The organism is Mesorhizobium sp. M0028, assembly GCF_040323855.1.
In the GTDB taxonomy this organism is placed as follows: domain Bacteria; phylum Pseudomonadota; class Alphaproteobacteria; order Rhizobiales; family Rhizobiaceae; genus Mesorhizobium.
The window spans coordinates 104,037-126,476 of sequence record NZ_JAMYVG010000007.1 but is presented as its reverse complement, the minus strand read 5'-3'; the positions used below and the strand labels follow the sequence as shown (position 1 = coordinate 126,476).

Annotated in this window: 21 protein-coding genes; all 21 read right to left on the bottom strand. The window is 62.9% G+C overall.

Annotated elements, in window-relative coordinates; genetic code table 11:
• Positions 1–142: 142 nt before the first annotated feature.
• Entirely contained in the window at positions 143–826 is a 684-nt protein-coding gene (locus tag NKJ93_RS15990) for an ABC transporter ATP-binding protein (protein WP_023720730.1), read from the bottom strand.
• The gene (locus NKJ93_RS15985) at positions 823–2,109 is read right to left on the bottom strand and encodes a lipoprotein-releasing ABC transporter permease subunit (protein WP_352483059.1); all 1,287 of its coding nucleotides are present in this window, start codon (positions 2,107–2,109) and stop codon (positions 823–825) included. The genes NKJ93_RS15990 and NKJ93_RS15985 overlap by 4 nt, the downstream gene beginning before the upstream one ends.
• Positions 2,106–3,434, bottom strand: a complete 1,329-nt coding sequence (gene proS / locus NKJ93_RS15980) for a proline--tRNA ligase (RefSeq protein ID WP_352590104.1) — start codon at positions 3,432–3,434, stop codon at positions 2,106–2,108. The genes NKJ93_RS15985 and proS overlap by 4 nt, the downstream gene beginning before the upstream one ends.
• A 561-nt stretch (positions 3,435–3,995) precedes the next feature.
• Positions 3,996–4,280 carry a DUF1467 family protein gene (locus tag NKJ93_RS15975; protein WP_352590101.1) on the bottom strand — a complete coding sequence of 95 codons (285 nt, stop codon included), beginning with the start codon at positions 4,278–4,280 and terminating at the stop codon, positions 3,996–3,998.
• The gene (gene mce, locus NKJ93_RS15970) at positions 4,277–4,681 is read right to left on the bottom strand and encodes a methylmalonyl-CoA epimerase (RefSeq protein ID WP_352483057.1); all 405 of its coding nucleotides are present in this window, start codon (positions 4,679–4,681) and stop codon (positions 4,277–4,279) included. The genes NKJ93_RS15975 and mce overlap by 4 nt, the downstream gene beginning before the upstream one ends.
• A 97-nt stretch (positions 4,682–4,778) precedes the next feature.
• Positions 4,779–6,449: a ribonuclease J gene (locus NKJ93_RS15965; protein ID WP_023720735.1), complete on the bottom strand. Its 1,671-nt coding sequence runs from the start codon at positions 6,447–6,449 to the stop codon at positions 4,779–4,781.
• An 84-nt stretch (positions 6,450–6,533) separates the two neighbouring features.
• The gene (locus NKJ93_RS15960) at positions 6,534–7,355 is read right to left on the bottom strand and encodes a biotin--[acetyl-CoA-carboxylase] ligase (RefSeq protein WP_352590098.1); all 822 of its coding nucleotides are present in this window, start codon (positions 7,353–7,355) and stop codon (positions 6,534–6,536) included.
• Between the two features lie 4 nt (positions 7,356–7,359).
• Complete coding sequence (nuoN, locus tag NKJ93_RS15955; RefSeq protein ID WP_023720737.1) at positions 7,360–8,796, bottom strand: NADH-quinone oxidoreductase subunit NuoN; 1,437 nt, start codon at positions 8,794–8,796, stop codon at positions 7,360–7,362.
• A gap of 18 nt (positions 8,797–8,814) precedes the next feature.
• Positions 8,815–10,320: an NADH-quinone oxidoreductase subunit M gene (locus tag NKJ93_RS15950; protein ID WP_352590095.1), complete on the bottom strand. Its 1,506-nt coding sequence runs from the start codon at positions 10,318–10,320 to the stop codon at positions 8,815–8,817.
• The gene (nuoL, locus tag NKJ93_RS15945) at positions 10,320–12,293 is read right to left on the bottom strand and encodes an NADH-quinone oxidoreductase subunit L (protein WP_023720739.1); all 1,974 of its coding nucleotides are present in this window, start codon (positions 12,291–12,293) and stop codon (positions 10,320–10,322) included. The genes NKJ93_RS15950 and nuoL overlap by 1 nt, the downstream gene beginning before the upstream one ends.
• 10 nt (positions 12,294–12,303) lie before the next feature.
• Positions 12,304–12,612, bottom strand: coding sequence for an NADH-quinone oxidoreductase subunit NuoK (gene nuoK, locus NKJ93_RS15940; RefSeq protein WP_023676620.1), 309 nt, complete (start codon positions 12,610–12,612; stop codon positions 12,304–12,306).
• A 1-nt stretch (position 12,613) separates the two neighbouring features.
• Positions 12,614–13,234 (bottom strand): NADH-quinone oxidoreductase subunit J, encoded by a 621-nt coding sequence (locus tag NKJ93_RS15935; protein WP_352483053.1) that lies wholly within the window; start codon positions 13,232–13,234, stop codon positions 12,614–12,616.
• 118 nt (positions 13,235–13,352) lie between these two features.
• Positions 13,353–13,844, bottom strand: a complete 492-nt coding sequence (nuoI, locus tag NKJ93_RS15930; protein WP_023676622.1) for an NADH-quinone oxidoreductase subunit NuoI — start codon at positions 13,842–13,844, stop codon at positions 13,353–13,355.
• A complete protein-coding gene (gene nuoH / locus NKJ93_RS15925; protein ID WP_352483051.1) occupies positions 13,844–14,887 on the bottom strand; it encodes an NADH-quinone oxidoreductase subunit NuoH in 1,044 nt (347 codons plus the stop codon). The genes nuoI and nuoH overlap by 1 nt, the downstream gene beginning before the upstream one ends.
• A gap of 2 nt (positions 14,888–14,889) precedes the next feature.
• Positions 14,890–16,971 carry an NADH-quinone oxidoreductase subunit NuoG gene (gene nuoG / locus NKJ93_RS15920; RefSeq protein ID WP_352483050.1) on the bottom strand — a complete coding sequence of 694 codons (2,082 nt, stop codon included), beginning with the start codon at positions 16,969–16,971 and terminating at the stop codon, positions 14,890–14,892.
• Positions 16,972–17,045: 74 nt separating this feature from the next.
• Positions 17,046–17,741 carry a helix-hairpin-helix domain-containing protein gene (locus NKJ93_RS15915; protein WP_352590092.1) on the bottom strand — a complete coding sequence of 232 codons (696 nt, stop codon included), beginning with the start codon at positions 17,739–17,741 and terminating at the stop codon, positions 17,046–17,048.
• Between the two features lie 78 nt (positions 17,742–17,819).
• On the bottom strand, positions 17,820–19,124 hold the full coding sequence (nuoF, locus tag NKJ93_RS15910) for an NADH-quinone oxidoreductase subunit NuoF (RefSeq protein ID WP_352483047.1): 1,305 nt from the start codon (positions 19,122–19,124) through the stop codon (positions 17,820–17,822).
• 10 nt (positions 19,125–19,134) lie between these two features.
• Positions 19,135–20,205: an NADH-quinone oxidoreductase subunit NuoE gene (nuoE, locus tag NKJ93_RS15905; RefSeq protein ID WP_352496386.1), complete on the bottom strand. Its 1,071-nt coding sequence runs from the start codon at positions 20,203–20,205 to the stop codon at positions 19,135–19,137.
• A gap of 35 nt (positions 20,206–20,240) precedes the next feature.
• Positions 20,241–20,648: a hypothetical protein gene (locus NKJ93_RS15900; protein ID WP_352590089.1), complete on the bottom strand. Its 408-nt coding sequence runs from the start codon at positions 20,646–20,648 to the stop codon at positions 20,241–20,243.
• Positions 20,645–21,835: an NADH-quinone oxidoreductase subunit D gene (locus NKJ93_RS15895; RefSeq protein WP_352590086.1), complete on the bottom strand. Its 1,191-nt coding sequence runs from the start codon at positions 21,833–21,835 to the stop codon at positions 20,645–20,647. The genes NKJ93_RS15900 and NKJ93_RS15895 overlap by 4 nt, the downstream gene beginning before the upstream one ends.
• Positions 21,836–22,438: an NADH-quinone oxidoreductase subunit C gene (locus tag NKJ93_RS15890; protein ID WP_023720748.1), complete on the bottom strand. Its 603-nt coding sequence runs from the start codon at positions 22,436–22,438 to the stop codon at positions 21,836–21,838.
• Positions 22,439–22,440 lie beyond the last annotated feature (2 nt).

The window sequence follows — 22,440 nt, the reverse complement described above, 5'->3', positions numbered from 1 at the left end:
AATTGCGTGCGGTCAATTTCGGCAGGGTTAAGAAAGGGTTGAGAGGCAGATTGCCGACGGTTTCGGGCCGAGAGCGCGCACGAAAAATAGCGGACGGCGCACGCCAGTTCGCAGGCCGGCATCACCTCGGTCTTAGCACACCCTAAAGCGGGACGACCTTGCCGTCGGCAAGCGTCACGCGGCGATCCATGCGCGAGGCAAGCTCGTGATTATGGGTGGCGATCAGCGCCGCCAGGCCGGATTGCCGGACCAGCGCTGCCAGCGCCTCGAACACATAGGAAGCAGTCACCGGGTCGAGGTTGCCGGTCGGCTCGTCGGCCAAAAGCACCAGCGGTGCGTTGGCGACGGCGCGCGCAATGGCGACGCGCTGCTGCTCGCCGCCGGAGAGCTCGGAAGGGCGATGCTGCGCCCGCTTGCCGATCTGCATGTAGTCGAGCAATTGCGCCGCCCGCTCGGCCGCCTCCTTGCGCGCCAGCCCTTTTATCAGCTGCGGCATCATGATGTTTTCCAGCGCCGAGAATTCAGGCAGCAAATGATGGAACTGGTAGACGAAGCCGACATCGTTGCGGCGGATCGCCGTGCGCTCGTCGTCGGAAAGCCGGCCGCAGGCGCGCCCCGCCAGGATCACGTCGCCGGCGTCCGGCCGCTCCAGCAGCCCGGCGGTGTGGAGCAGCGTCGACTTGCCGGTGCCCGACGGCGCCACCAGCGCCACCATCTCGCCACGCTTAAGCGAAAAATCGGCGCCGTTCAGGATGGTCAGCTTGCGCGGCCCCTGCACATAGTGCCGTTCGACGCTCTTCAGCTCGATAATGGCCTCGGCCATCATTCGTACCTCAGCGCTTCGACCGGATCGAGCCTGGCCGCCCGCCACGCCGGAAACAGTGTCGCCAGGAACGACAGCGCCAAAGCCATGAGAACGACCGAGATCGTCTCGCTGGCATCCATGCGGGCCGGCAGCTGGCTTAGGAAATAAAGCTCGGGATTGAACAGCCGCTCGTCGGCCAGCCAGGAGAAGAACTGGCGGATGCGCTCGACGTTGAGGCAGATCAAGATACCGAGCAGCACGCCGGCGATGGTGCCGACAACGCCGATCGCAGCGCCTGTCATCAGGAAGATGCGCAGGATCGCGCCGCGCGTCGCTCCCATGGTGCGCAGGATGGCGATGTCGTGGCCCTTGTCCTTCACCAGCATGATCAGGCCCGAAATGATGTTGAGCGCCGCCACCAGCACGATCAGCGTCAGGATCATGAACATGACGTTGCGCTCGACCTGCAGCGCGTCGAAGAACGTCTTGTTGCGTTGCCGCCAATCGACAAGGCTGATCGGCCGCTGCGCCGCCTCTTCGACCTTCGGCTTCAGCGCGTCGATATTGTCGGGATTGTCGGTGTAGATCTCGATCGTCTGCGCCCGGCCGTCCATGTTGAAATAAAGCTGCGCTTCCGAGAACGGCATGTAAACGATGGAGCTGTCATATTCCGACATGCCGACCTCGAAGATCGCGGTGACCGGATAGCCCTTCATGCGCGGCGTCGTGCCGAGCGGCGTGACGTCGCCCTCGGGCGAGATCAGCGTGATCGTATCGCCAAGCACAAGGCCGAGATTCTCGGCCATGCGGCTGCCGATGGCGACGCCCTCGCCGGTGTCGAAGCCGACGATCGAGCCCTCCTTGATGTTGTTGGCGACGATGGTGATCTTGCCGAGGTCCTCGCCGCGTATGCCGCGCACCAGCGCGCCGGTGCCGCCGCCGACATTGCCTTGCGCCAGCACCTGCCCGTCGATCAGCGGAATGGCGTATTTGACGCCGGGCACGCCGTTGATGCGGCCGGCGACCTGGGCATAGTCCTCCAGCGGCATGTCGAGCGGCTGCACGATCAGGTGCCCGTTGACGCCGAGGATGCGCGTCAGCAGTTCGGCGCGAAAGCCGTTCATGACCGCCATGACGACGATCAGCGTGGCAACGCCCAGCATGATGCCGAGGAAGGAGATCGAGGCGATGACCGAGATCACCGTCTCCTTGCGGCGCGAGCGCAGATAGCGCCACGCAACCATACGCTCAAAGCCGGAAAAGGGTCCTGCCCCCGAAGGTTTGGCTGCTGCCGCTTCGTTCATGCGGCGGCACCGAAACGCTTTTTCACGTCGCCGATCGGCAGCGTCTCGCGCTCGCCGGTCCTGCGGTTCTTGATCTCGACCTCGCCGGCTGCGACGCCGCGCGGCCCCACGATCACCTGCCACGGAAGTCCGATCAGGTCGGCGGTAGCGAACTTGCCTCCCGGCCGCTGGTCGGTGTCATCGTAGAGCACCTCCTTGCCGGCGGCGGCAAAGGCGGCATGCATCTCACCGCAGACGCGGTCGCATTCGGCATCGCCAGCCTTCATGTTGATCAGGCCGATGTCGAACGGCGCCACCGCTTCCGGCCAGATGATGCCGTTATCGTCATGGCTGGCCTCGATAATCGCCGCGACCAGCCGCGACGGACCGATGCCGTAGGAACCGCCAGAGACGAAATGATCCTTGCCGTCCGGCCCGGTCACCTTGGCGCCCATCGGCTTGGAATATTTGTCGCCGAAATGGAAGATATGGCCAACCTCGATGCCGCGCGCCGAGACCTTGTCGGCTTCGGAGAGCTTTTCCCATGCCGCCTCGTCATGCATTTCGTCGGTGGCGGCATAGGGCGTCGTCCATGTCTTGACGATCTCGGCAATCTCGGCGTCATTCGAAAAGTCGGTATTCGCCCCTGGTACATCAAGCGAGAGATAGTCGCGATGGCAAAACACCTGGCTCTCGCCGGTGTCGGCCAGGATGATGAACTCATGGCTGAGGTCGCCGCCGATCGGCCCGGTGTCGGCGCGCATCGGGATCGCCTGCAGCCCCATGCGCGTGAACGTCCTGAGATAGGACACGAACATACGGCTATAAGCGGCCTTGGCGCCTTCATAATCGAGGTCGAAGGAATAGGCGTCCTTCATTAGGAATTCGCGCGAACGCATGACGCCAAAGCGCGGGCGCACCTCGTCGCGAAACTTCCACTGGATATGATAGAGGTTGAGCGGCAGGTCCTTGTAGGACTTGACGTAGGAGCGGAAGATCTCGGTGACCATCTCCTCGTTGGTCGGGCCGTAGAGCATGTCGCGATCTTGCCGGTCCTTGATGCGCAGCATCTCCTTGCCGTAGTCTTCGTAGCGGCCGCTTTCGCGCCACAGCTCGGCCGATTGGATGGTCGGCATCAGGATTTCGAGCGCGCCGGCGCGATTCTGCTCCTCGCGAATGATCCGGCAGACCTTGTCCAGTACCCGCTTGCCGAGCGGCAGCCAGGAGAAGCTGCCTTGCCCCTGCTGGCGGATCATGCCGGCGCGCAGCATCAGCCGATGCGAGACGATCTCGGCCTCGCGCGGATTTTCTTTGAGGATGGGCAGGAAATAGCGCGACAAACGCATGAACTGGTCCGTGAGAGAGGATGGCGGCGCCGGAATCGGCGCAGCGCAGGCTTGCTTGCCCCGGCTTCATAGCCATTTCATGGCGGAATGGAAACCCGGCCCAGGCGCTGCACAGACGCCGCAATTGCCGCACACGGCTTGCTGGGCGTTTCGCAAGCAACGCCTGCCGTACTATTGTGCACTGCAGCACGAGATTGCCTGTTTCCGGGCAAAATTCTTCGTGACATTTTCACCCGCCTTAGGCTAGTGTGCCCCGATAACCGAGAGGGCGGAGAAAAATCTGCCCTCCTACGCGGTCAAAGTCTTGGGAGGATGCGATCTAGGCGCGGTAACTCGCTGCCGCCGGACACCGGAAACAGATCGGACGCGTTTAAATTGCAAGGCCTCGCGCCTTGCATTTTTTTTGTGCAATCATTTGGTTAGCAAGACAGATTGCCAAACTACATGACGTTGCGTCAGCCCAAATCCGGCCCACGGCCTTTACTTGGGTTGACCTTGCTGGCTGAGCTTGATTTCAGGGCGTCGGCATAGGTCTTGGATAGCCGGACATTGGGTAGCCGGCTAATGCGCTGGGCTCTGGTTGAAATCCGGCACGATGTGCGGGATGTCGTCGATGCCGAGACCAAGCCCTCTCGTGATGCCGTAGAAGATGCCCATCAGGACCAGTGTGGCGATCGTCGTGCGCAGTGCGGCGCGCAGCATATGCGGTCCGCGCGGCGCGCTCGGAACCGTACCCAGCGTCACATCCTGGTCCTCGTCCTGCGTCCGCATGCTGAACGGCAGGACGGCGAACAACACCACCCACCATGTGGCGAAGAACAGGGCGATGAAAGAGACCCAGCTCATGCTTGCTCCAGTTCGACCAGCGTGCCGAAAAAGTCCTTGGGGTGCAGAAACAATACAGGTTTGCCATGCGCGCCGGTCTTCGGATTGCCATCGCCCAGCACGCGCGCGCCGCTGGCCTTGAGACGGTCGCGCGCCGCAACAATGTCGTCAACCTCGTAGCAGACATGGTGCATGCCGCCGGACGGATTCTTCTCGAGGAATGCCGCGATCGGCGAGCCTTCGCCGAGCGGCTCCAGCAACTCGATCCTGGTATTGCCGACGTCGACGAACACCACCGTCACGCCATGCTCCGGCAGCGCCTGCGGCGCGGTCACGCGGGCGCCAAGCGTATCCCGATAGGCCGCCGCCGCCGCAGCCAGATCCGGCACGGCAAGCGCGACATGGTTGAGGCGTCCGAGCATTGACTGCGTCCTTAGGGCAGTAAGGCAATAGGGCAGTATGGGAGTAGGGAAAACTACTTTCTCCCCTACTGCCGTACTGCCCTACTCCCCTATTCCCTTACCGCGTGACGAACACCGTCACCAGCGGCTTCTTGCCCCAGGCTTCGTTGGCCGCGCCGCGCACCGCGCGCCGCACCGCCTCCTGGACCAGGTCGAGGTCTTTTCGGCGCTGGCGGGGGATGGAGTCCACGGCGCCGATTGCCGCATCGATCATCAGGTCTTCCAGGCTCTCGCCGCTGCCATCGGCCTCGGCGACGCCGATGGCGACGAGATCGGGATCGCCGGCGAGTTCGTATTTGTCGTCGAGCACGACATTGACGGCGACGTGGCCGGCGAAGGACAGCTTGCGCCGGTCGCGAATGCCCATCGCCTGGTCGGTGCCGACCAGCCTTCCGTCCTTGTAGATGCGGCCGAACGGCACCTGGTCGATGATCGCAGCCGCACCCGGATAGAGCCTGAGCATGTCGCCATCGCGCACCTGCGCCACCTGGCCGATGCCGGACGTCGACATCAGCGAGCCCTGCGCCACCAGATGCGCCGCCTCGCCATGCACGGGAACGCCGATCTGCGGCCGCACCCATTCATACATCTTGCGCAATTCGCTGCGGCGCGGATGACCGGAGACATGCACCAGCGCATCGCCGTCCTCAATGATCTTGATGCCGAGATCGATCAGGCGGTTCTTGATCTCGAGGATCGCCTTCTCATTGCCGGGAATGGTGCGCGAGGAAAACACCACCGTGTCGCCGGCAGTCAGCGCCACCGACTTCATCTCGTCGCGCGACAGCTTGGCGAGTGCGGCAAGCGGCTCGCCCTGGCTGCCGGTACAGATGATGACGAGGTTTTCGCGCGGGATGAAGCCGTAATCTTCCTCGGCGATGAATTCCGGCAAGCCGTCCATATAGCCGAGTTCATCAGCCACATCGATGACGCGCTTCATCGAGCGGCCAAGCACCAGGCACTGGCGGCCGGCATCCCGCGCTGCCTTGGCGATGGAGACGATGCGCCCGACATTGGAGGAGAAGCTGGTGACGGCGACACGGCCCTTGGCGTTCTGGATGACGCTCTTGATGCCCTCGCCCACCGCCACTTCGGACGGCGATTCCCCTTCCCGCAACGCATTGGTGGAATCGCAGATCAGCGCCAGCACGCCCTTGTCGCCATAGGCGCGGAAGCGTGACTCGTCGGTCATCGGCCCCACCGTCGGCGCCGGATCGATCTTCCAGTCGCCGGTATGGATGACGACGCCGGCCGGAGTGGTGATCGCCAGCGACATCGGCTCGGGAATGGAGTGCGCGACGGGGATGGCCTCGATCTCGAACGGACCGACGGTGAATTTCTCGCCGGCCCGGTAGATCGTCACCGGAATTTTCGGCGCCCCTTGCTCGCCCTGCCGCTTGGCTTCCAGCAGGCCGGCGCTGAACGGCGTCATCCACACCGGCGCCTTGAGCTTCGGCCAGATGTCGTGCAGCGCACCGTAGTGGTCCTCATGCGCATGGGTGATGACGATCCCGCGCAGATTGGCGACATTCTCCTCGATGAAGCGCGTGTCGGGCAGCACCAGGTCGACGCCGGGCAGGGTTGCATCGGGAAAGGTGACGCCGACATCGACGACGATCCATTCGCGCGCATTGGCCGGGCCATAGCCGTAGAGGGCGAAGTTCATGCCGATCTCACCGACACCGCCGAGCGGCACGAAGACAAGTTCGGCGTTTTCCGCTTTCGCCATGATCTTTCCTTCCTTGCCCGTCAAACTCTTGGGCCGGTCAAATTCAAGCTGGTCAAATACAGGCCAGTCAAACGTATTGGCCAGTCAACCGCCGGCCGAGGCAACCGCGCCGAAATGCACGTCGCCGGCGGCGATCGTCAGAACCGAACCTTCATCGTCGCGGATCACGAAACGGCAGTCCTCGTCAATGGTCTCGAAGGTGCCGCGCACCACATTACCGTCAATTCTGACAGCAACCTGCCCGCCAAGCCCCGCCGCACGCGCCAGCCACCGCTGCCTGACGGCGGCAAGCCCACGCCCTTCGTTCCACAGCCGGGCATTCTCGCTCCATGCATCCGACAGCGCCAGAAACAGCGTCTCGGCATCGCAAGCAGACCCCAGCGCGTTGAGCGACGTCGCTGGATAGGGCAAATCCCTGGGATAAGCCACCACATTGACGCCGATGCCGACAGCCACTGCGGAACGGCCCCCCTCCAGCATCGCCGATTCCAGTAGGATGCCGGCGAGCTTGGCGCCCGAGGCAAGCACATCGTTCGGCCATTTCAGCTCGAAACGGTTCTTGCCTTGGCTCGCACCATCGAGGCCGATCGCGATCCTGCCCTTCGGCACGACAGCGTCGAGCGCGTCGGCCAGCGCCAGTCCGGCAACGAAGCCGAGCGTCGCGGCAAGCCGAAGCTCGGTGTTGGTGATCACCAGCAGCGTCGCTGCCAGATTGCCTTCGGGCGTCGCCCAGGCGCGGCCACGGCGGCCACGCCCGGCTTGCTGCTTTTTTGAGACGACCCAGAGCTTGCCCGGATCGCCGGCCCGCGCGTGCTCCAGCGCCAGCGCATTGGTGGAGCCGACCGTGTCGTGCGCCTCGAGCCGGAACCCTTCCGAAGCCGCGGTTGGAGCCAGCCTGAATGTCATTCCGTCAGAAGAAGGTCTTGGCTGCGGCAGCGGCATAGGTTCCGATCGGGCCGCCGATCAGCACATAGAACAGCACGAAGGCGCCGCAGACGCCGAGCACGACGCGCAGTTCGGTCGCCATCGGAACGAAGCCGCCGACCGGTTCGTCGAACCACATGATCTTGATGATGCGCAGATAATAATAGGCGCCCACCACCGAGGCCAGCACGCCGATGATCGCCAGCGCGTAGAGATTGGCATTGATGGCGGCAAGGAACACGTACCATTTTCCCCAGAAGCCGGCGAGCGGCGGGATACCGGCCAGCGAGAACATCAGGATGGTGAGGATCGTCGCCATGATCGGGTTGGTCGCCGACAGGCCGGCGAGATCGCTGATCTGCTCGACATTGCCCTCCTTGCGCCGCATGGCGAGGATGAAGGCGAAGGTGCCGAGCGTCATCACCAGGTAGATCAGCATGTAGATGGCGACGCCGCGCACGCCGTCCTGGCTGTTGGCGGCAAGGCCGACCAGCGCATAGCCCATATGGCCGATGGAGGAATAGGCCATCAGCCGCTTGATGTTGGTCTGGCCGATCGCCGCAAAGGCGCCGAGCGCCATCGACGCGATCGAGATGAAGACGATGATCTGCTGCCAGTCGGCGGCGATCGGCTTGAAGGCGCCCATGGTGACGCGCACCATCAGCGCCATCGCCGCCATTTTGGGTGCCGCCGCCAGAAAAGCCGTCACCGGCGTCGGCGCACCTTCATAGACGTCGGGCGTCCACATATGGAACGGCACCGCCGAGATCTTGAAGGCAAGGCCGGCCAGCACGAAAACCAGGCCGAAGACGAGGCCGAGCTGGCGCTCGCCGCCGCTCAGCGCCGCGGCGATCTCCTGGAAGCCGGTATTGCCGGTGTAGCCGTAGACCAGCGAGATGCCGTAAAGCAGCATGCCCGAAGACAGCGCGCCAAGGACGAAATACTTCAGGCCGGCCTCGGTCGAACGCAGACTGTCGCGGTTGATCGCCGCCAGCACGTAGATCGCCAGCGACTGCAGCTCGAGGCCGAGATAGAGCCCGATCATGCCGTTGGCCGAGATCATCAGCATCATGCCGAGCGTGCAGAGCAGGATCAGCACCGGATATTCGAACTTGTCGAAATGCTCCGCCTGGGCAAAGCGGACCGACATGACCAGCGTCACCGCCGAGCCGATTAGCGCCAACACCTTCATGAAGCGGGCGAACGGATCCTGGATGAAGGCTTCGCCATAGGCGTTGCCCTGCCCCGGGGAAAAGATCAGCCAGGCGCCAGCGATCACCAGCACGGCGACGGCAAGGCCGCTCACTGTGACGGTGGTGTTGGCGCGCGAATAGGCGCCGAGCATCAACAGCGCCAAGGCGCCGATTGCGAGGATCAGCTCTGGCGTCGAGAGCGACAGGCTGGAGAGAAGGTCCGGCGTCATGGTTCGCAAAACCCCTAGTCAGTTCGCCGCCGCGGTCTGCGCGGCGCCGATGGATGCAGTGACATTGGTAACGAGCGCCTTGACCGATTCGGCCGTCGCGTCGAAGATCGGCGCCGGATAGACGCCGAAGAAAATGACCAGCGCGACCAGCGGATAGATGATCACCTTCTCGCGTGTCGACAGGTCGAGCAGTCCTTTCAGGCTTTCCTTGGTCAGTGCGCCGAAGATCACCTTGCGGTAGAGCCAGAGCGCATAGGCCGCCGACAGGATGACGCCGGTGGTGGCGAAGAACGCCACCCAGGTGTTGACCCGGAACACGCCGAGCATGGTCAGGAACTCGCCGACGAAGCCGCTGGTGCCGGGCAGACCGACATTGGCCATGGTGAAGATCATGAACACGGTTGCATATTTCGGCATGTTGTTGACCAACCCGCCATAGGCGTCGATGTCACGCGTGTGCATGCGGTCGTAGACGACGCCGACGCAGAGGAACAGCGCGCCTGAGACCAGGCCGTGCGACAGCATCTGGAAGATCGAGCCCTGCACGCCTTCCTGGTTCATCGCGAAGATGCCCATGGTGACGAAGCCCATGTGAGCGACCGACGAATAGGCGATCAGCTTCTTCATGTCCTCCTGCATCAGCGCCACCAGCGAGGTGTAGATGATGGCGACTACGGAGAGCGTGAAGATCAGCGGCGCGAACATTTCGGAGGCGATCGGAAACATCGGCAGCGAAAAACGCAGGAAGCCGTAGCCGCCCATCTTGAGCAGGATGGCGGCCAGGATCACCGAGCCGGCCGTCGGCGCTTCGACATGGGCGTCCGGCAGCCAGGTATGCACCGGCCACATCGGCATCTTCACCGCAAAGGAAGCGAAGAAGGCAAGCCATAGCCAGGTCTGCATATTGGCCGGGAAGTTGTGGGTCAGAAGCGTCGGGATGTCGGTGGTGCCGGACTGGAAGAACATCGCCATGATGGCGAGCAGCATCAGCACCGAGCCGGCCAGCGTATAGAGGAAGAACTTGAACGAGGCATAGACGCGCCGCTTGCCGCCCCACACGCCGATGATGATGAACATCGGGATCAGGCCGGCTTCGAAGAAGACGTAGAACAAGACGATGTCGAGCGCGCAGAACACGCCGATCATCAGCGTCTCGAGCAACAGGAAGGCGATCATGTAAGCCTTGACGCGCTTCTCGATCGATTCCCACGAAGCGAGGATGCAGAGCGGCATCAGGAAGGTGGTCAGGATGACGAACAGCATGGAGATGCCATCTACGCCCATATGGTAGGAGATGCCGGAATCCAGCCAGGCAAACTTCTCGACGAACTGGAAGCCGGGCTGCGAATTGTCGAAGCCGGTCCAGATGAACAGCGAAACCACGAAGGTGAAGGCGGTCGTGAACAGCGCAATGGCGCGGATGTTGCGGCGCGCATTGTCGCTGTCGTCACGCACGAAAAGGATGAGCAACACACCAACCAGCGGCAGGAAGGTGACCAGCGATAGGATCGGCCAGGCGGTCATCAGAGCATCATCCAGGTGACGAGTGCGGCAACGCCGATCAGCATGGCGAAGGCATAGTGATAGAGATAGCCGGTCTGCAGCTTGACGACGCGGTTGGTGACGTCGACGACGCGCGCCGAGATGCCGTCCGGCCCGAGCCCGTCGATGATAGTGCCGTCGCCGGTCTTCCACAGGAAGCTGCCGAGGCGCTTTGCCGGCCGCACGAACAGGAAGTCGTAGAGCTCGTCGAAATACCATTTGTTGAGCAGGAAGGCATAGAGCAGGCGATGGTTGGCCGCGACGCTCCGAGGCATTTCCGGCGCGCGAATGTAGAATTGCCAGGCTATCGCAAAGCCGATCAGCATGGCGATGAACGGCGCGAGCTCGACCCAAAGCGGCAGTTCGTGGATCTCGTGCAGGATGTGGTTGTCAGGCAGCGTGAACAGCGACACCTTCCAGAATTCGGCATAGCCCTCGCCGATGAAGGCGCCGTGGAAGATCACGCCGGCGAACAGGGCGCCTGCCGCCAGGATGAACAGCGGCACCAGCATGACCGGCGGCGATTCATGGACATGGTGCATCACCTCATGGCTGGCCCGCGGCTCGCCATGGAAGGTCATGAAGATCAGCCGCCAGGAATAGAAGGAGGTGAAGCAGGCGGCAACGACCAGCAATATGAAGGCAAACCCGGCGACCGCATTGTGGCTGGCAAAAGCGGCTTCGATGATGGCGTCCTTGGAGAAGAAACCGGCCGTGCCGATGATCGTCACCGGGATGCCGACGCCGGTCAGCGCCAACGTGCCGATCACCATCATCCAGTAGGTCGTCGGGATGAGCGTCCTCAGGCCGCCCATCTTGCGCATGTCCTGCTCGTCGGAGACGGCGTGGATGACCGAACCCGAGCCGAGGAACAGTAGCGCCTTGAAGAAGGCGTGCGTGAACAGATGGAAGATCGCCGCGCCATAGGCGCCGACGCCGAGCGCCACGAACATGTAGCCGAGCTGCGAACAGGTCGAATAGGCGATGACACGCTTGATGTCGTTCTGGACGAGGCCAACTGTCGCCGCGAAGAAGGCGGTGAAGGCGCCGATGAAGGTGACCACGGTCAGCGCCGAATGCGACAGCTCGAACAGCGGCGACAGCCGCGCCAGCATGAACACGCCTGCCGTCACCATGGTAGCGGCATGGATCAGCGCCGAGACCGGCGTCGGGCCTTCCATGGCATCCGGCAGCCAGGTGTGCAGCGGCACCTGCGCCGACTTGCCCATGGCGCCCATGAACAGGAGCAGGCAGACGACTGTCATCGCGGCTTGCTTATCAAGCGCATAGCCGAGGAAGGTCAGTACGGCCGGACCCTGCTGCGCGCCTTCGGCCGGAATGAACGTCGCCGCATTGGCGAAGATGGTGCCGAGATTGACCGAGCCGAAAAGCACGAACACGCCGAATATGCCAAGCGCGAAGCCGAAATCGCCGACGCGGTTGACGACGAAGGCCTTGATCGCAGCCGCATTGGCCGACGGCTTCTTGTACCAGAAGCCGATCAGCAGATAGGAGGCCAGACCGACACCTTCCCAGCCGAAGAACATCTGCACGAGGTTGTCGGCCGTCACCAGCATCAGCATGGCGAAGGTGAACAGCGACAGATAAGCGAAGAAGCGGGGCCGGTCCGGGTCGTGATGCATGTAGCCGATCGAGTAGATATGGACCAGCGCCGACACCGTATTGACGACGACCAGCATCACTACGGTCAGCGTGTCGATCCGCAGCGCCCACGACGCTTCGAGGCCTCCCGACTGGATCCAGCGCATCACCGGCACGGTGAACACCTCGCCGCCGCCGAAGCCGACCGAGAAGAAGGCGACCCACGACAGCACAGCCGCGATCACCAGGAAGCCGGAGGTGATGTATTCGGAAGCCTTGGCGCCGAGCGAGGTGCCGAACAGGCCGACGATCAGGAAGCCGAGCAGCGGAAGGAAGACGATGGCCTGATACATGGTGGTTCCGTCAACCCTTCATCATGTTCACGTCTTCAACCGCGATCGAGCCGCGGTTGCGGAAGAAGACGACGAGAATGGCAAGGCCGATCGCCGCCTCGGCCGCCGCGACGGTCAGCACGAACAGTGCGAACACCTGGCCGACCAGATCGCCGAGCGCCGCCGAAAAGGCGACGAAATTGATGTTGACCGCAAGCAGGATCAGCTCGATCGACATCAGGATGACGATGACGTTCCTACGGTTCAGGAAGATGCCGAACACGCCGAGCGTGAACAGGATCGCCGATACGGTCAGGTAGTGCGCGATGCCGACGACCATCTCAGACTCCTTCGCCCGTCTTGACCTTGCGGATTTCCACTCCGGTTACCGGCGTGCGGCCGACCTGGGCGGCGATCGACTGCCGCTTGACGCCCGGCTTGTGGCGCAGCGTCAGCACGATGGCGCCGATCATGGCGACCAGCAGCACCAGCCCCGCCACCTGGAAGTAATAGAGGTAATCCGTATAGAGGATGTCGCCGAGCGCCGCCGTGTTGGAGCGCGCGGCCAGGTCCGGGATGGGCTTCGAAACCGTCGCCGCCAGTTTCGGCGCAAATGTGTAGCCGCCGAGCACGATGATCAGCTCCGCTGCCAGGATCAGGCCGACCAGCGCGCCGATCGGCGCGTATTGCAGGGCGCCTTCCTTCATCTCGGCGAAATCGACGTCGAGCATCATCACGACGAACAGGAACAGCACCATAACCGCGCCGACATAGACGACGAGCAGGATCATCGCCAGGAACTCGGCGCCGGTCAGCATGAACAGGCCGGCGGCGTTGAAGAAGGTCAGGATCAGGAACAGCACCGAATGCACAGGATTGCGCGCCGAAATGACCATGAACGCCGACGCCACCGCGACAAAGGCGAAGAGGTAGAAAAAGGCCGCCTCTAGTCCACTCAGCATGGGTTCCCCCGGGTTTCCTGTCCGAACAGGACATTCGTCCTGTTTTTTGCCACCGCCTCCGGCCGGCAAGTTGCGTGTTCCTTAAACGAGGCCCCTCGCCCCGTCCATGCGTCAAATATCAGCGGTAAGGCGCATCCAGCGAGATGTTGCGCGCAAGTTCACGCTCCCAGCGGTCGCCATTGGCCAGAAGCCTGTCCTTGTCGTAATAAAGCTCCTCGCGCGTCTCCGTCGCGAATTCGAAATTCGGCCCCTCGACGATAGCGTCGACCGGGCAGGCTTCCTGGCAGAAGCCGCAATAAATGCATTTCACCATGTCGATGTCGTAGCGCACGGTGCGCCGCGTGCCGTCATTGCGGCGCGGGCCGGCTTCGATGGTAATGGCCTGCGCCGGGCAGATCGCCTCGCACAATTTGCAGGCGATGCAACGTTCCTCGCCGTTCGGATAGCGGCGCAGCGCATGTTCGCCACGGAAGCGCGGGCTGACCGGCCCCTTCTCATGCGGATAATTGATCGTCTCCTTCGGCGCGAAGAACTGGCGCATCGACAGGAAGAAAGCACTGACGAAATCCTGCAATAGCAGTGACTTGGCGGCCTGGGACAATGCTGACATCAGGCAAACCCCGTGATCTTGAGGAAGGCGGCGGTGGCGACCACCATGAACAGCGAGATCGGCAGGAAGACCTTCCAGCCGAGCCGCATCAGCTGGTCGTAGCGATAGCGCGGCACGAACGCCTTCACCATCGAGAACATGAAGAACACCAGGCAGACCTTGAGCACGAACCAGATCAGCCCCGGCACCCAGGTGAACGGCGCGAAATTGAAGGGCGGCAGCCAGCCGCCAAGGAACAGGATGGTGGCCAGTGCGCACATCAGGACGACGGCGACATATTCGCCCAGGAAGAACAACAGGAACGGCGTCGAGGAATATTCGACCATATGGCCGGCGACGAGTTCCGATTCGGCTTCCACGAGGTCGAAGGGCGGACGGTTGGTTTCCGCCAGCGCCGAGATGAAGAAGACGATGAACATCGGAAACAGGGACAGCCAATGCCAGTCGAGGAAGGTATTGGGCAGGCCGATCCTCGTGCCCAGCCCATCCTGCTGCGACAAAACGATATCGGTCAGGTTGAGCGAGCCGACGCAAAGCAGCACGGTGACGATGACGAAACCGATGGAGACTTCGTAGGACACCATCTGCGCCGCCGAGCGCAGCGCACCGAGGAACGGGTATTTCGAATTGGACGCCCAGCCGCCCATGATCACGCCATAGACCTCGAGCGAGGAGATGGCGAAGACGTAGAGGATGCCGACATTGACGTTGGCGATGGCCCAGCCCTCATTGACCGGGATCACCGCCCAGGCTGAGATCGCAAGCACCGCCGACACCAGCGGCGCCAGCAGGAAAACGCCCTTGTTGGCGCCGGACGGAATCACCGGCTCCTTGAAGACGAATTTCAAAAGGTCAGCGAAGGCCTGCAGCGTGCCCCATGGGCCGACGACGTTCGGTCCGCGGCGCAATTGCACCGCCGCCCAGATCTTGCGGTCGGCGTAAAGCACATAGGCGACGAAGATCAACAGAACGACGATCAGCACGACCGACTTCAAAAGGATCAGCAGCGCCGGCAGCACGTAGAAGGAGAAGAAGGTGTCCATGTCTACTCCGCCGCCTGCCTGAAGCCGTTCTTCGCCAAAGCCGAGCACTCGGCCATCACCGCGGAAGCCCGCGCGATCGGGTTGGTCAGGTAGAAATCCTTGACCGGCGAGGTGAAGGTGCCCTTGTTCAGCCGCCCGCCGAGCTTGGCCACCCTGGCGATGTCGGCCGGGTCGCCGGCCGCGACATGGTCGATGCGGGCAAGATGCGGGTATTCCGCATAGAGCCTAGCGCGCAATTGCGGCAGCGAATCGAACGGCAGCTTCTTGCCGAGCACATCCGACAGTGCCCGAAGGATCGCCCAGTCCTCGCGCGCCTCGCCGGGCGCGAAGCCGGCCCGGTTGGTCTGCTGCACGCGGCCTTCGGTGTTGACGAAGGTGCCCGACTTCTCGGTATAGGCGGCACCCGGCAGGATGACGTTGGCGCGATGCGCGCCCTTGTCGCCATGCGTGCCGATATAGACGACGAAAGCGCCGCCGGTCTTGGCCATGTCGATTTCGTCGGCGCCGAGCAGGAACAGCACATCGGTCTCGCCCAGCATGCCGGCGACGTTCCTGCCGCCCTCGCCCGGCACAAAGCCGACATCGAGGCCGCCGACCCGCGCCGCCGCGGTGTGCAGTACGGCAAAGCCGTTCCAGTCGGCCCTTGCGGCGTTGACGGCGACGGCGAGCTTCGCCGCCTGGCCGAGCACGGCCGCGCCGTCCGGACGCGCCAGCGCACCCTGGCCGACGATGATCAGCGGATGCGTCGCCTTCTTCAGCAGTTGAAAGAATTTGCCGTTGCCATCGGCAAGATCCTTCAGCGATTCCGGCCCGGCGCCGAGCTGCTCGTAATCATAGCGCGTATCGCCGACATCGCCGATGACGCCGACCGGCAGATTGCCGGCCCGCCAGCGCTTGCGGATGCGGGCGTTGAGCAAGGACGCCTCGAAGCGCGGATTGGCGCCGATGATCAGCACCGCATCGGCCTGTTCGATGCCTTCGATGGTCGGGTTGAAGACATAGCTCGCCCGGCCGAGCGACGGATCGAGTGCGGCACCGTCCTGGCGGCAGTCGGTGTTCTTCGAGCCAAGCGAAGCCATCAGAAGCTTCAGCGCGTAGATCTCCTCGACGGCGGCAAGATCGCCGGCAATGGCACCGATCTTTTCGGGTGCGGCATTCGACACCGCTTCCTTGATCGCGGCAAAAGCCTCGGCCCAGCTTGCGGGGGCCAGTCTGCCGTCCTTGCGCACATAGGGCCGGTCGAGGCGCTGCGTGCGCAAGCCGTCCCAAATGAAGCGGGTCTTGTCGGAAATCCATTCCTCGTTCACCGCCTCGTTGGTACGCGGCAGGATGCGCATCACTTCGCGGCCTCGGCTATCGACGCGGATCGCCGAGCCGACGGCGTCCATGACGTCGATGGATTCGGTCTTGGTCAGTTCCCACGGCCGTGCCTGGAAGGCGTAGGGTTTGGAAGTCAGCGCACCGACCGGGCAAAGGTCGATGACATTGCCCTGCAGTTCCGAAGTCATCGCGCTTTCGAGATAGGTGGTGATCTCGGCATCCTCGCCGCGGCCGATCAGACCGAGTTCCGATATGCCGGCAATCTCGGTGGTGAAGCGGACGCAGCGCGTGCAATGGATGCAGCGGTTCATGATCGTCTTGACCAGCGGCCCGATATACTTGTCTTCGACCGCCCGCTTGTTCTCGTGGTAGCGCGAGGAATCGACGCCGAACGCCATCGCCTGGTCCTGCAGGTCGCACTCGCCGCCCTGATCGCAGATCGGGCAATCCAGCGGATGGTTGATCAGCAGGAATTCCATCACGCCTTCGCGCGCCTTCTTGACCATCGGCGTGTTGGTGAAGATTTCCGGCGGCTCGCCGTTCGGGCCGGGGCGCAGGTCGCGCACGCCCATGGCGCAAGACGCCTGCGGCTTGGGCGGGCCGCCCTTCACCTCGATCAGGCACATGCGGCAATTGCCGGCGATCGACAGCCGCTCATGGAAGCAGAAGCGCGGCACTTCCGCGCCGGCGTCCTCGGCCGCCTGCAGCAGCGTGTAGTGGTCGGGTACAGTGATCTCTTTCCCGTCGACCTTGAGCTTTGCCATTTCGCCTCAAACCCCTGCGGACGTTCCGCAATCTTTCCTTCCGGACGCAGCCGAGACCGCGCACGATATTGAATTCACTTTTTGACCCCGGCCAACGCGGCCGCCTGACCGATCCAGCCGTCACGGCCGATACGGCCCTTCAACGACAGGTAGTCTTCGACCCAGGCGATCTCTTGCGGCGTCCACGCGGCAAGCTGGGCGTATGTCCAGATGCCAAGGCCGTTCAGCACCTTTTCCAGTTTCGGCCCGATGCCCGATATCGCCTTGAGATCGGCCGGCTCGGCTGGCCGGTCCATCGGCTTGGGCTGCTTGAAATCTTCCGGCATCAGCCCGGCCGAGGCATCCGCTGCAACGGTGCTCGCATTCGCCAAGCTCCGCGCCGCGGTGCTCGTCGCAATGTCGGTCACGTCATTGGCGAAGGACTGCGCCTCGGCAATCAGGGTTTTGGTCGCTGCGCGCGCCTTTGTCGAGGAGCTTTTGCCGGTCGCGGAAAAGCGTTCCGTCCTGGCCTCGAAATCCTCGGCGACCGGCTGCCAAAGCCGCTGCGAAGTTTCGGCCGCGCCCGAAAGCACGCCCATCCAGATGCCAAAGGCTTGGTTCGCAAGCCCAATGCCTAGTGCCGTCATCGCCGCCGCGCCCGCGACAGGATGCGCCAGGAGATTGACGGCATTGGCCATCTCCTTCGGCATCATCCTGGTCAGATCCTGATTCATCTTCAAGAACGGGTCCATATCGGGCGTAAAATCGTCGGGTGTCGAAAACAGCGACATAGGTGGTCTCCTGGTCGTTTCCGTCTGCCCCGCGCTCGTTTCCTCGTCTCGGACATTCGCCCGCATTTTTGAATTCTTCTATTCTGCCGCCGCCAGCACCGGTTCGGCGCGGTGTGCGTTGCGCGAAAACTCGTCGATGCGCCGCTCCACCTCGCCGCGGAAATGCCGCATCAGGCCCTGGATCGGCCATGCCGCCGCGTCGCCAAGCGCACAGATCGTGTGGCCCTCGACCTGCTTGGTCACATCGAGCAGCATGTCGATCTCGCGCTTCTGCGCCTCGCCGCGCACCAGCCGTTCCATCACCCGCCACATCCAGCCGGTGCCCTCACGGCAGGGCGTGCACTGGCCGCAGCTTTCGTGCTTGTAGAAATAGGAAAGCCGCGCGATCGCTTTCACGATATCGGTCGATTTGTCCATGACGATGACAGCTGCCGTGCCGAGGCCCGATTTCAGGTCGCGCAGCGCGTCGAAATCCATCGGCGCGTCGATGATCTGCTCGGCCGGCACCAGCGGCACCGACGCTCCGCCCGGAATGACCGCCAGCAGATTATCCCAGCCGCCACGAATGCCGCCGCAATGCGTCTCGATCAGCTCGCGGAACGGGATCGACATCGCCTCTTCGACGGTGCACGGATTGTTGACGTGGCCGGAGATGCAGAACAGCTTGGTGCCGACATTGTTGGGCCGGCCGAAGGACGAGAACCAGGCGGCACCGCGGCGCAGGATGGTCGGCGCGACAGCGATGGACTCGACATTGTTGACCGTCGTCGGGCAGCCATAGAGGCCGACATTGGCCGGAAATGGCGGCTTAAGCCGTGGCTGGCCCTTCTTGCCCTCGAGGCTTTCGAGCAGCGCCGTTTCCTCGCCGCAGATATAGGCGCCGGCGCCATGATGCATGTAGATGTCGAAATCATAGCCGGAGGTGTTGTTCTTGCCGATCAGCTTGGCCGCATAGGCCTCGTCGATGGCGCGTTGCAGCGCCTCGCGCTCGCGGATGAACTCGCCGCGCACATAGATGTAGGCGGCGACCGCGCCCATGGCGAAGCCCGCAAGCAGGCAGCCTTCGACCAGCGTGTGCGGGTCGTGGCGCAGTATGTCGCGGTCCTTGCAGGTGCCGGGCTCGGACTCGTCGGCATTGACGACGAGATAGCTCGGCCGGCCGTCGCTTTGCTTGGGCATGAACGACCATTTCAGCCCGGTCGGGAAGCCCGCGCCGCCACGTCCGCGCAGGCCGCTGGCCTTCATCTCATTGACGATCCACTCGCGCCCCTTGGCGATGATGCCGGGCGTGTTGTCCCAGGCACCGCGCGCCATGGCGCCGGCCAGCGACTTGTCGAAGCGGCCGTAGATATTGTTGAAGATGCGGTCTCTGTCCTGAAGCATTGCTCGTTCCTCAGACCGGCTTCTTGCCGGTCGGCCGGCTTTTGTTTCCGGGCGACGGCGTGGCCGCCTTGGCGGCAGTCTTCGCCGGTTTAACCTTGGCCTCCGGCGCTTTGAAAGCAGACGCCGGCTCGGCCTTGTTCTTGGGGCCTTTGCGCTGTTTCGAGACGTCCTCGACCTGCGGCTCGGCCTTGTTGGCATTGGCGGCCGAATGCAGCGGCGCTGCAACGCTCGCCGCCTTTTCCGCCGCGGGCGCGACTTTTGTCGCCGATGGCGATTTCAGCGCCGGACTGGTCTCGACAGCGTCGGTCTTCGGCTTGCTGGCATTCGAGGGCGCAACCGGCGCCGGCGCGGCAGAAGCGGCTGGCGGGGCCGGCGCCGCGGGTGCTGCGGCGGCAGCCGCCGGCGCCGCTTCCTTGGCGGCCTTGGTCGCCGCCCTGGTTTCCCGGTCGCGGGTCGCCTTCAGGATCGCCTTTTCACTCTTGAGGGTCGTCAGGCCACTGGCCGGCTCTGAGGTGACGCGGCCGTTTTGCGGTCCTGGCGTCACCGAAGCACCCTTGCCGGCGTCATAGAGGTCGATGATCTCGGCAAGCCGCTCCGGTGTCAAATCCTCGTATGTGTCCTTGAAGACCATAACCATCGGTGCGTTGACGCAGGCGCCGAGGCATTCGACCTCCTCCCACGACAGCGTGCCCTTGTCGTTGGTGTGGAACTGGTCGTGATGGATCTTCGAGCGGCACACATCCATCAGCGATTCCGAGCCGCGCAGCATGCAGGGCGTGGTGCCGCAGACCTGGACATGCGCGCGGGTGCCGACCGGATTGAGCTGGTATTGCGTATAGAAGGTGGCGACTTCTAGCCCGCGAATATAGGGCATGCCGAGCATGTCGGAGATCGTCTCGATCGCCGCCTTGGTCACCCAGCCTTCCTGCTCCTGCGCCAGCATCAGCAAGGGGATGATCGCGGATTGCTCGCGCCCCTTCGGATATTGCTTGATCCACTGCTTCGCCGCTGCCGCATTCGCCCGGTTGAAGGCGAAGGAGGCTGGCTGGAGGCTGGCTTCTGCGAGACGGCGGACTGACATTTAGCGATCGACCTCACCAAAGACGTATAGGTTCGTCATCTTGCTGCGGCCTCCTTACAAAGTTTCGCCGTACCGTCGAAACATTGGAAAGTCGGCGAATTTGTCATGACAGGCGGGCAAACGCCGGATTTACCAGCCAAGCGAGCAACAAGCCGCGCGAACCCTGTTTTGCCGGAAGCGGCTGCCGATACCTCCGCCTTAGACAAACTCGCGCCATCCGGCGCTGCGACGCTACACTCGCATGTATCTCTCTTGAAATAGAAAGCATCGACATCGGCGGATTCTGCTGTCGCACTTTCTTGCATGCCAAGCGTGACGTAGCTCAGCTTGAAGTGCTGCTTCACAAGATCGGAAGCATCGATAGACGCTCCGCACTCGATTGCATATGCAGGGTGCATTGCGACAGCAATGACGATTAACATGAGGCTCAGAATGCGATTCACCGATCGACCTCACCAAACACGATGTCGAGGGAGCCGAGAACGGCGGTGACGTCGGCCAACATGTGGCCGCGGCACAAAAAGTCCATCGCTTGCAGATGCGCAAAGCCGGGGGCGCGCAGCTTGCAGCGGTAGGGCTTGTTGGTGCCGTCGGAGACGAGATAGACACCGAACTCGCCCTTCGGCGCCTCGACCGCGGCATAGACCTCGCCGGCCGGAACGCGGTAGCCTTCGGTGTAGAGCTTGAAGTGATGGATCAGCGCTTCCATCGAGCGCTTCATCGCCGCGCGCTTCGGCGGCACCACCTTGCCGTCGAGGTTAGACACCGGCCCGCTGCCCTCCTTACCGAGCAACAGGTCGACGCACTGGCGCATGATTTTCGCCGACTGCCGCATCTCTTCCATACGCACCAGATAACGGTCGAAGCAGTCGCCGTTCTTGCCGATCGGAATGTCGAAGTCCAGATCGGCATAGCATTCGTAGGGCTGCGATTTGCGCAGATCCCACGGCGCACCCGAGCCGCGCACCATGACGCCGGAAAAGCCCCAGGCCCAAGCGTCGGCCAGGGAGACGGTAGCGATGTCGACATTGCGCTGCTTGAAGATGCGGTTGCCGGTCAAAAGCGCGTCGAGGTCGTCGACCGACTTCAGGAACGGGTCGATCCACTTGCCGATGTCCTCGATCAGCTTCTGCGGCAGGTCCTGGTGGACGCCGCCCGGCCGGAAATAGGCCGCGTGCATGCGCGAGCCCGAGGCGCGCTCATAGAACACCATCAGCTTTTCGCGCTCGACAAAACCCCAGAGCGGCGGCGTCAGCGCGCCGACATCCATCGCCTGCGTCGTCACATTGAGGATGTGCGACATAATGCGGCCGATCTCGGAGTAGAGAACTCGAATAAGCTGCCCGCGCTTCGGCACCTCGATACCGAGCAGCCGCTCGGCGGCGAGCGCAAAGGCATGCTCCTGGTTCATCGGCGCGCAATAGTCGAGCCGGTCGAGATAGGGCACGGCCTGCAGATAAGTCTTGTGCTCGATCAGCTTTTCCGTGCCGCGATGCAAAAGCCCGATATGCGGATCGACGCGATCGACGACTTCTCCGTCAAGCTCCAGCACAAGGCGCAAAACGCCATGCGCAGCAGGGTGTTGCGGGCCGAAATTGATATTGAAGTTGCGAACGGAGGTTTCAGCCATTTACTGCTTTGCCTTCTCATCTCCCGGAAGCACGTAATCCGTACCTTCCCACGGAGACAGAAAATCGAAATTGCGGAATTCCTGCTTGAGCTCGACCGGCTCGTAGATGACGCGCTTGGCTTCGTCGTCGTAGCGCACCTCGACGAAGCCGGTCAGCGGAAAGTCCTTGCGCAGCGGATGGCCCTCGAAGCCGTAGTCGGTCAGGATCCGGCGCAGATCGGGATGGCCCGAAAACAGCACGCCATAGAGGTCGTAGGTCTCGCGCTCGAACCAGTCCGCGCCGGGATATATGCCGGTGATCGACGGCACCAGCGTCTCTTCGTCGGCCTGGACCTTGATGCGGATGCGGATATTCTGCCTCGGCGACAGCAGGTGATAGACCACGTCGAAGCGCTTTGCCCGCGACGGATAATCTGCGCCGCAAACGTCGATGATCGAAATGAACTGGCATTTCGGGTCGTCGCGCAGGAAGGTCACCACCTCGATCAGGTCGCGCGGCTCGACCGAGATAGTGAGTTCGCCATAGGCGAGCACCGCTTCGCCGATCCGGCCGGTCAGCTTCTCGCCAAGATAGGTCGAGAGGTCATTCAACGCCTGGGTCATGC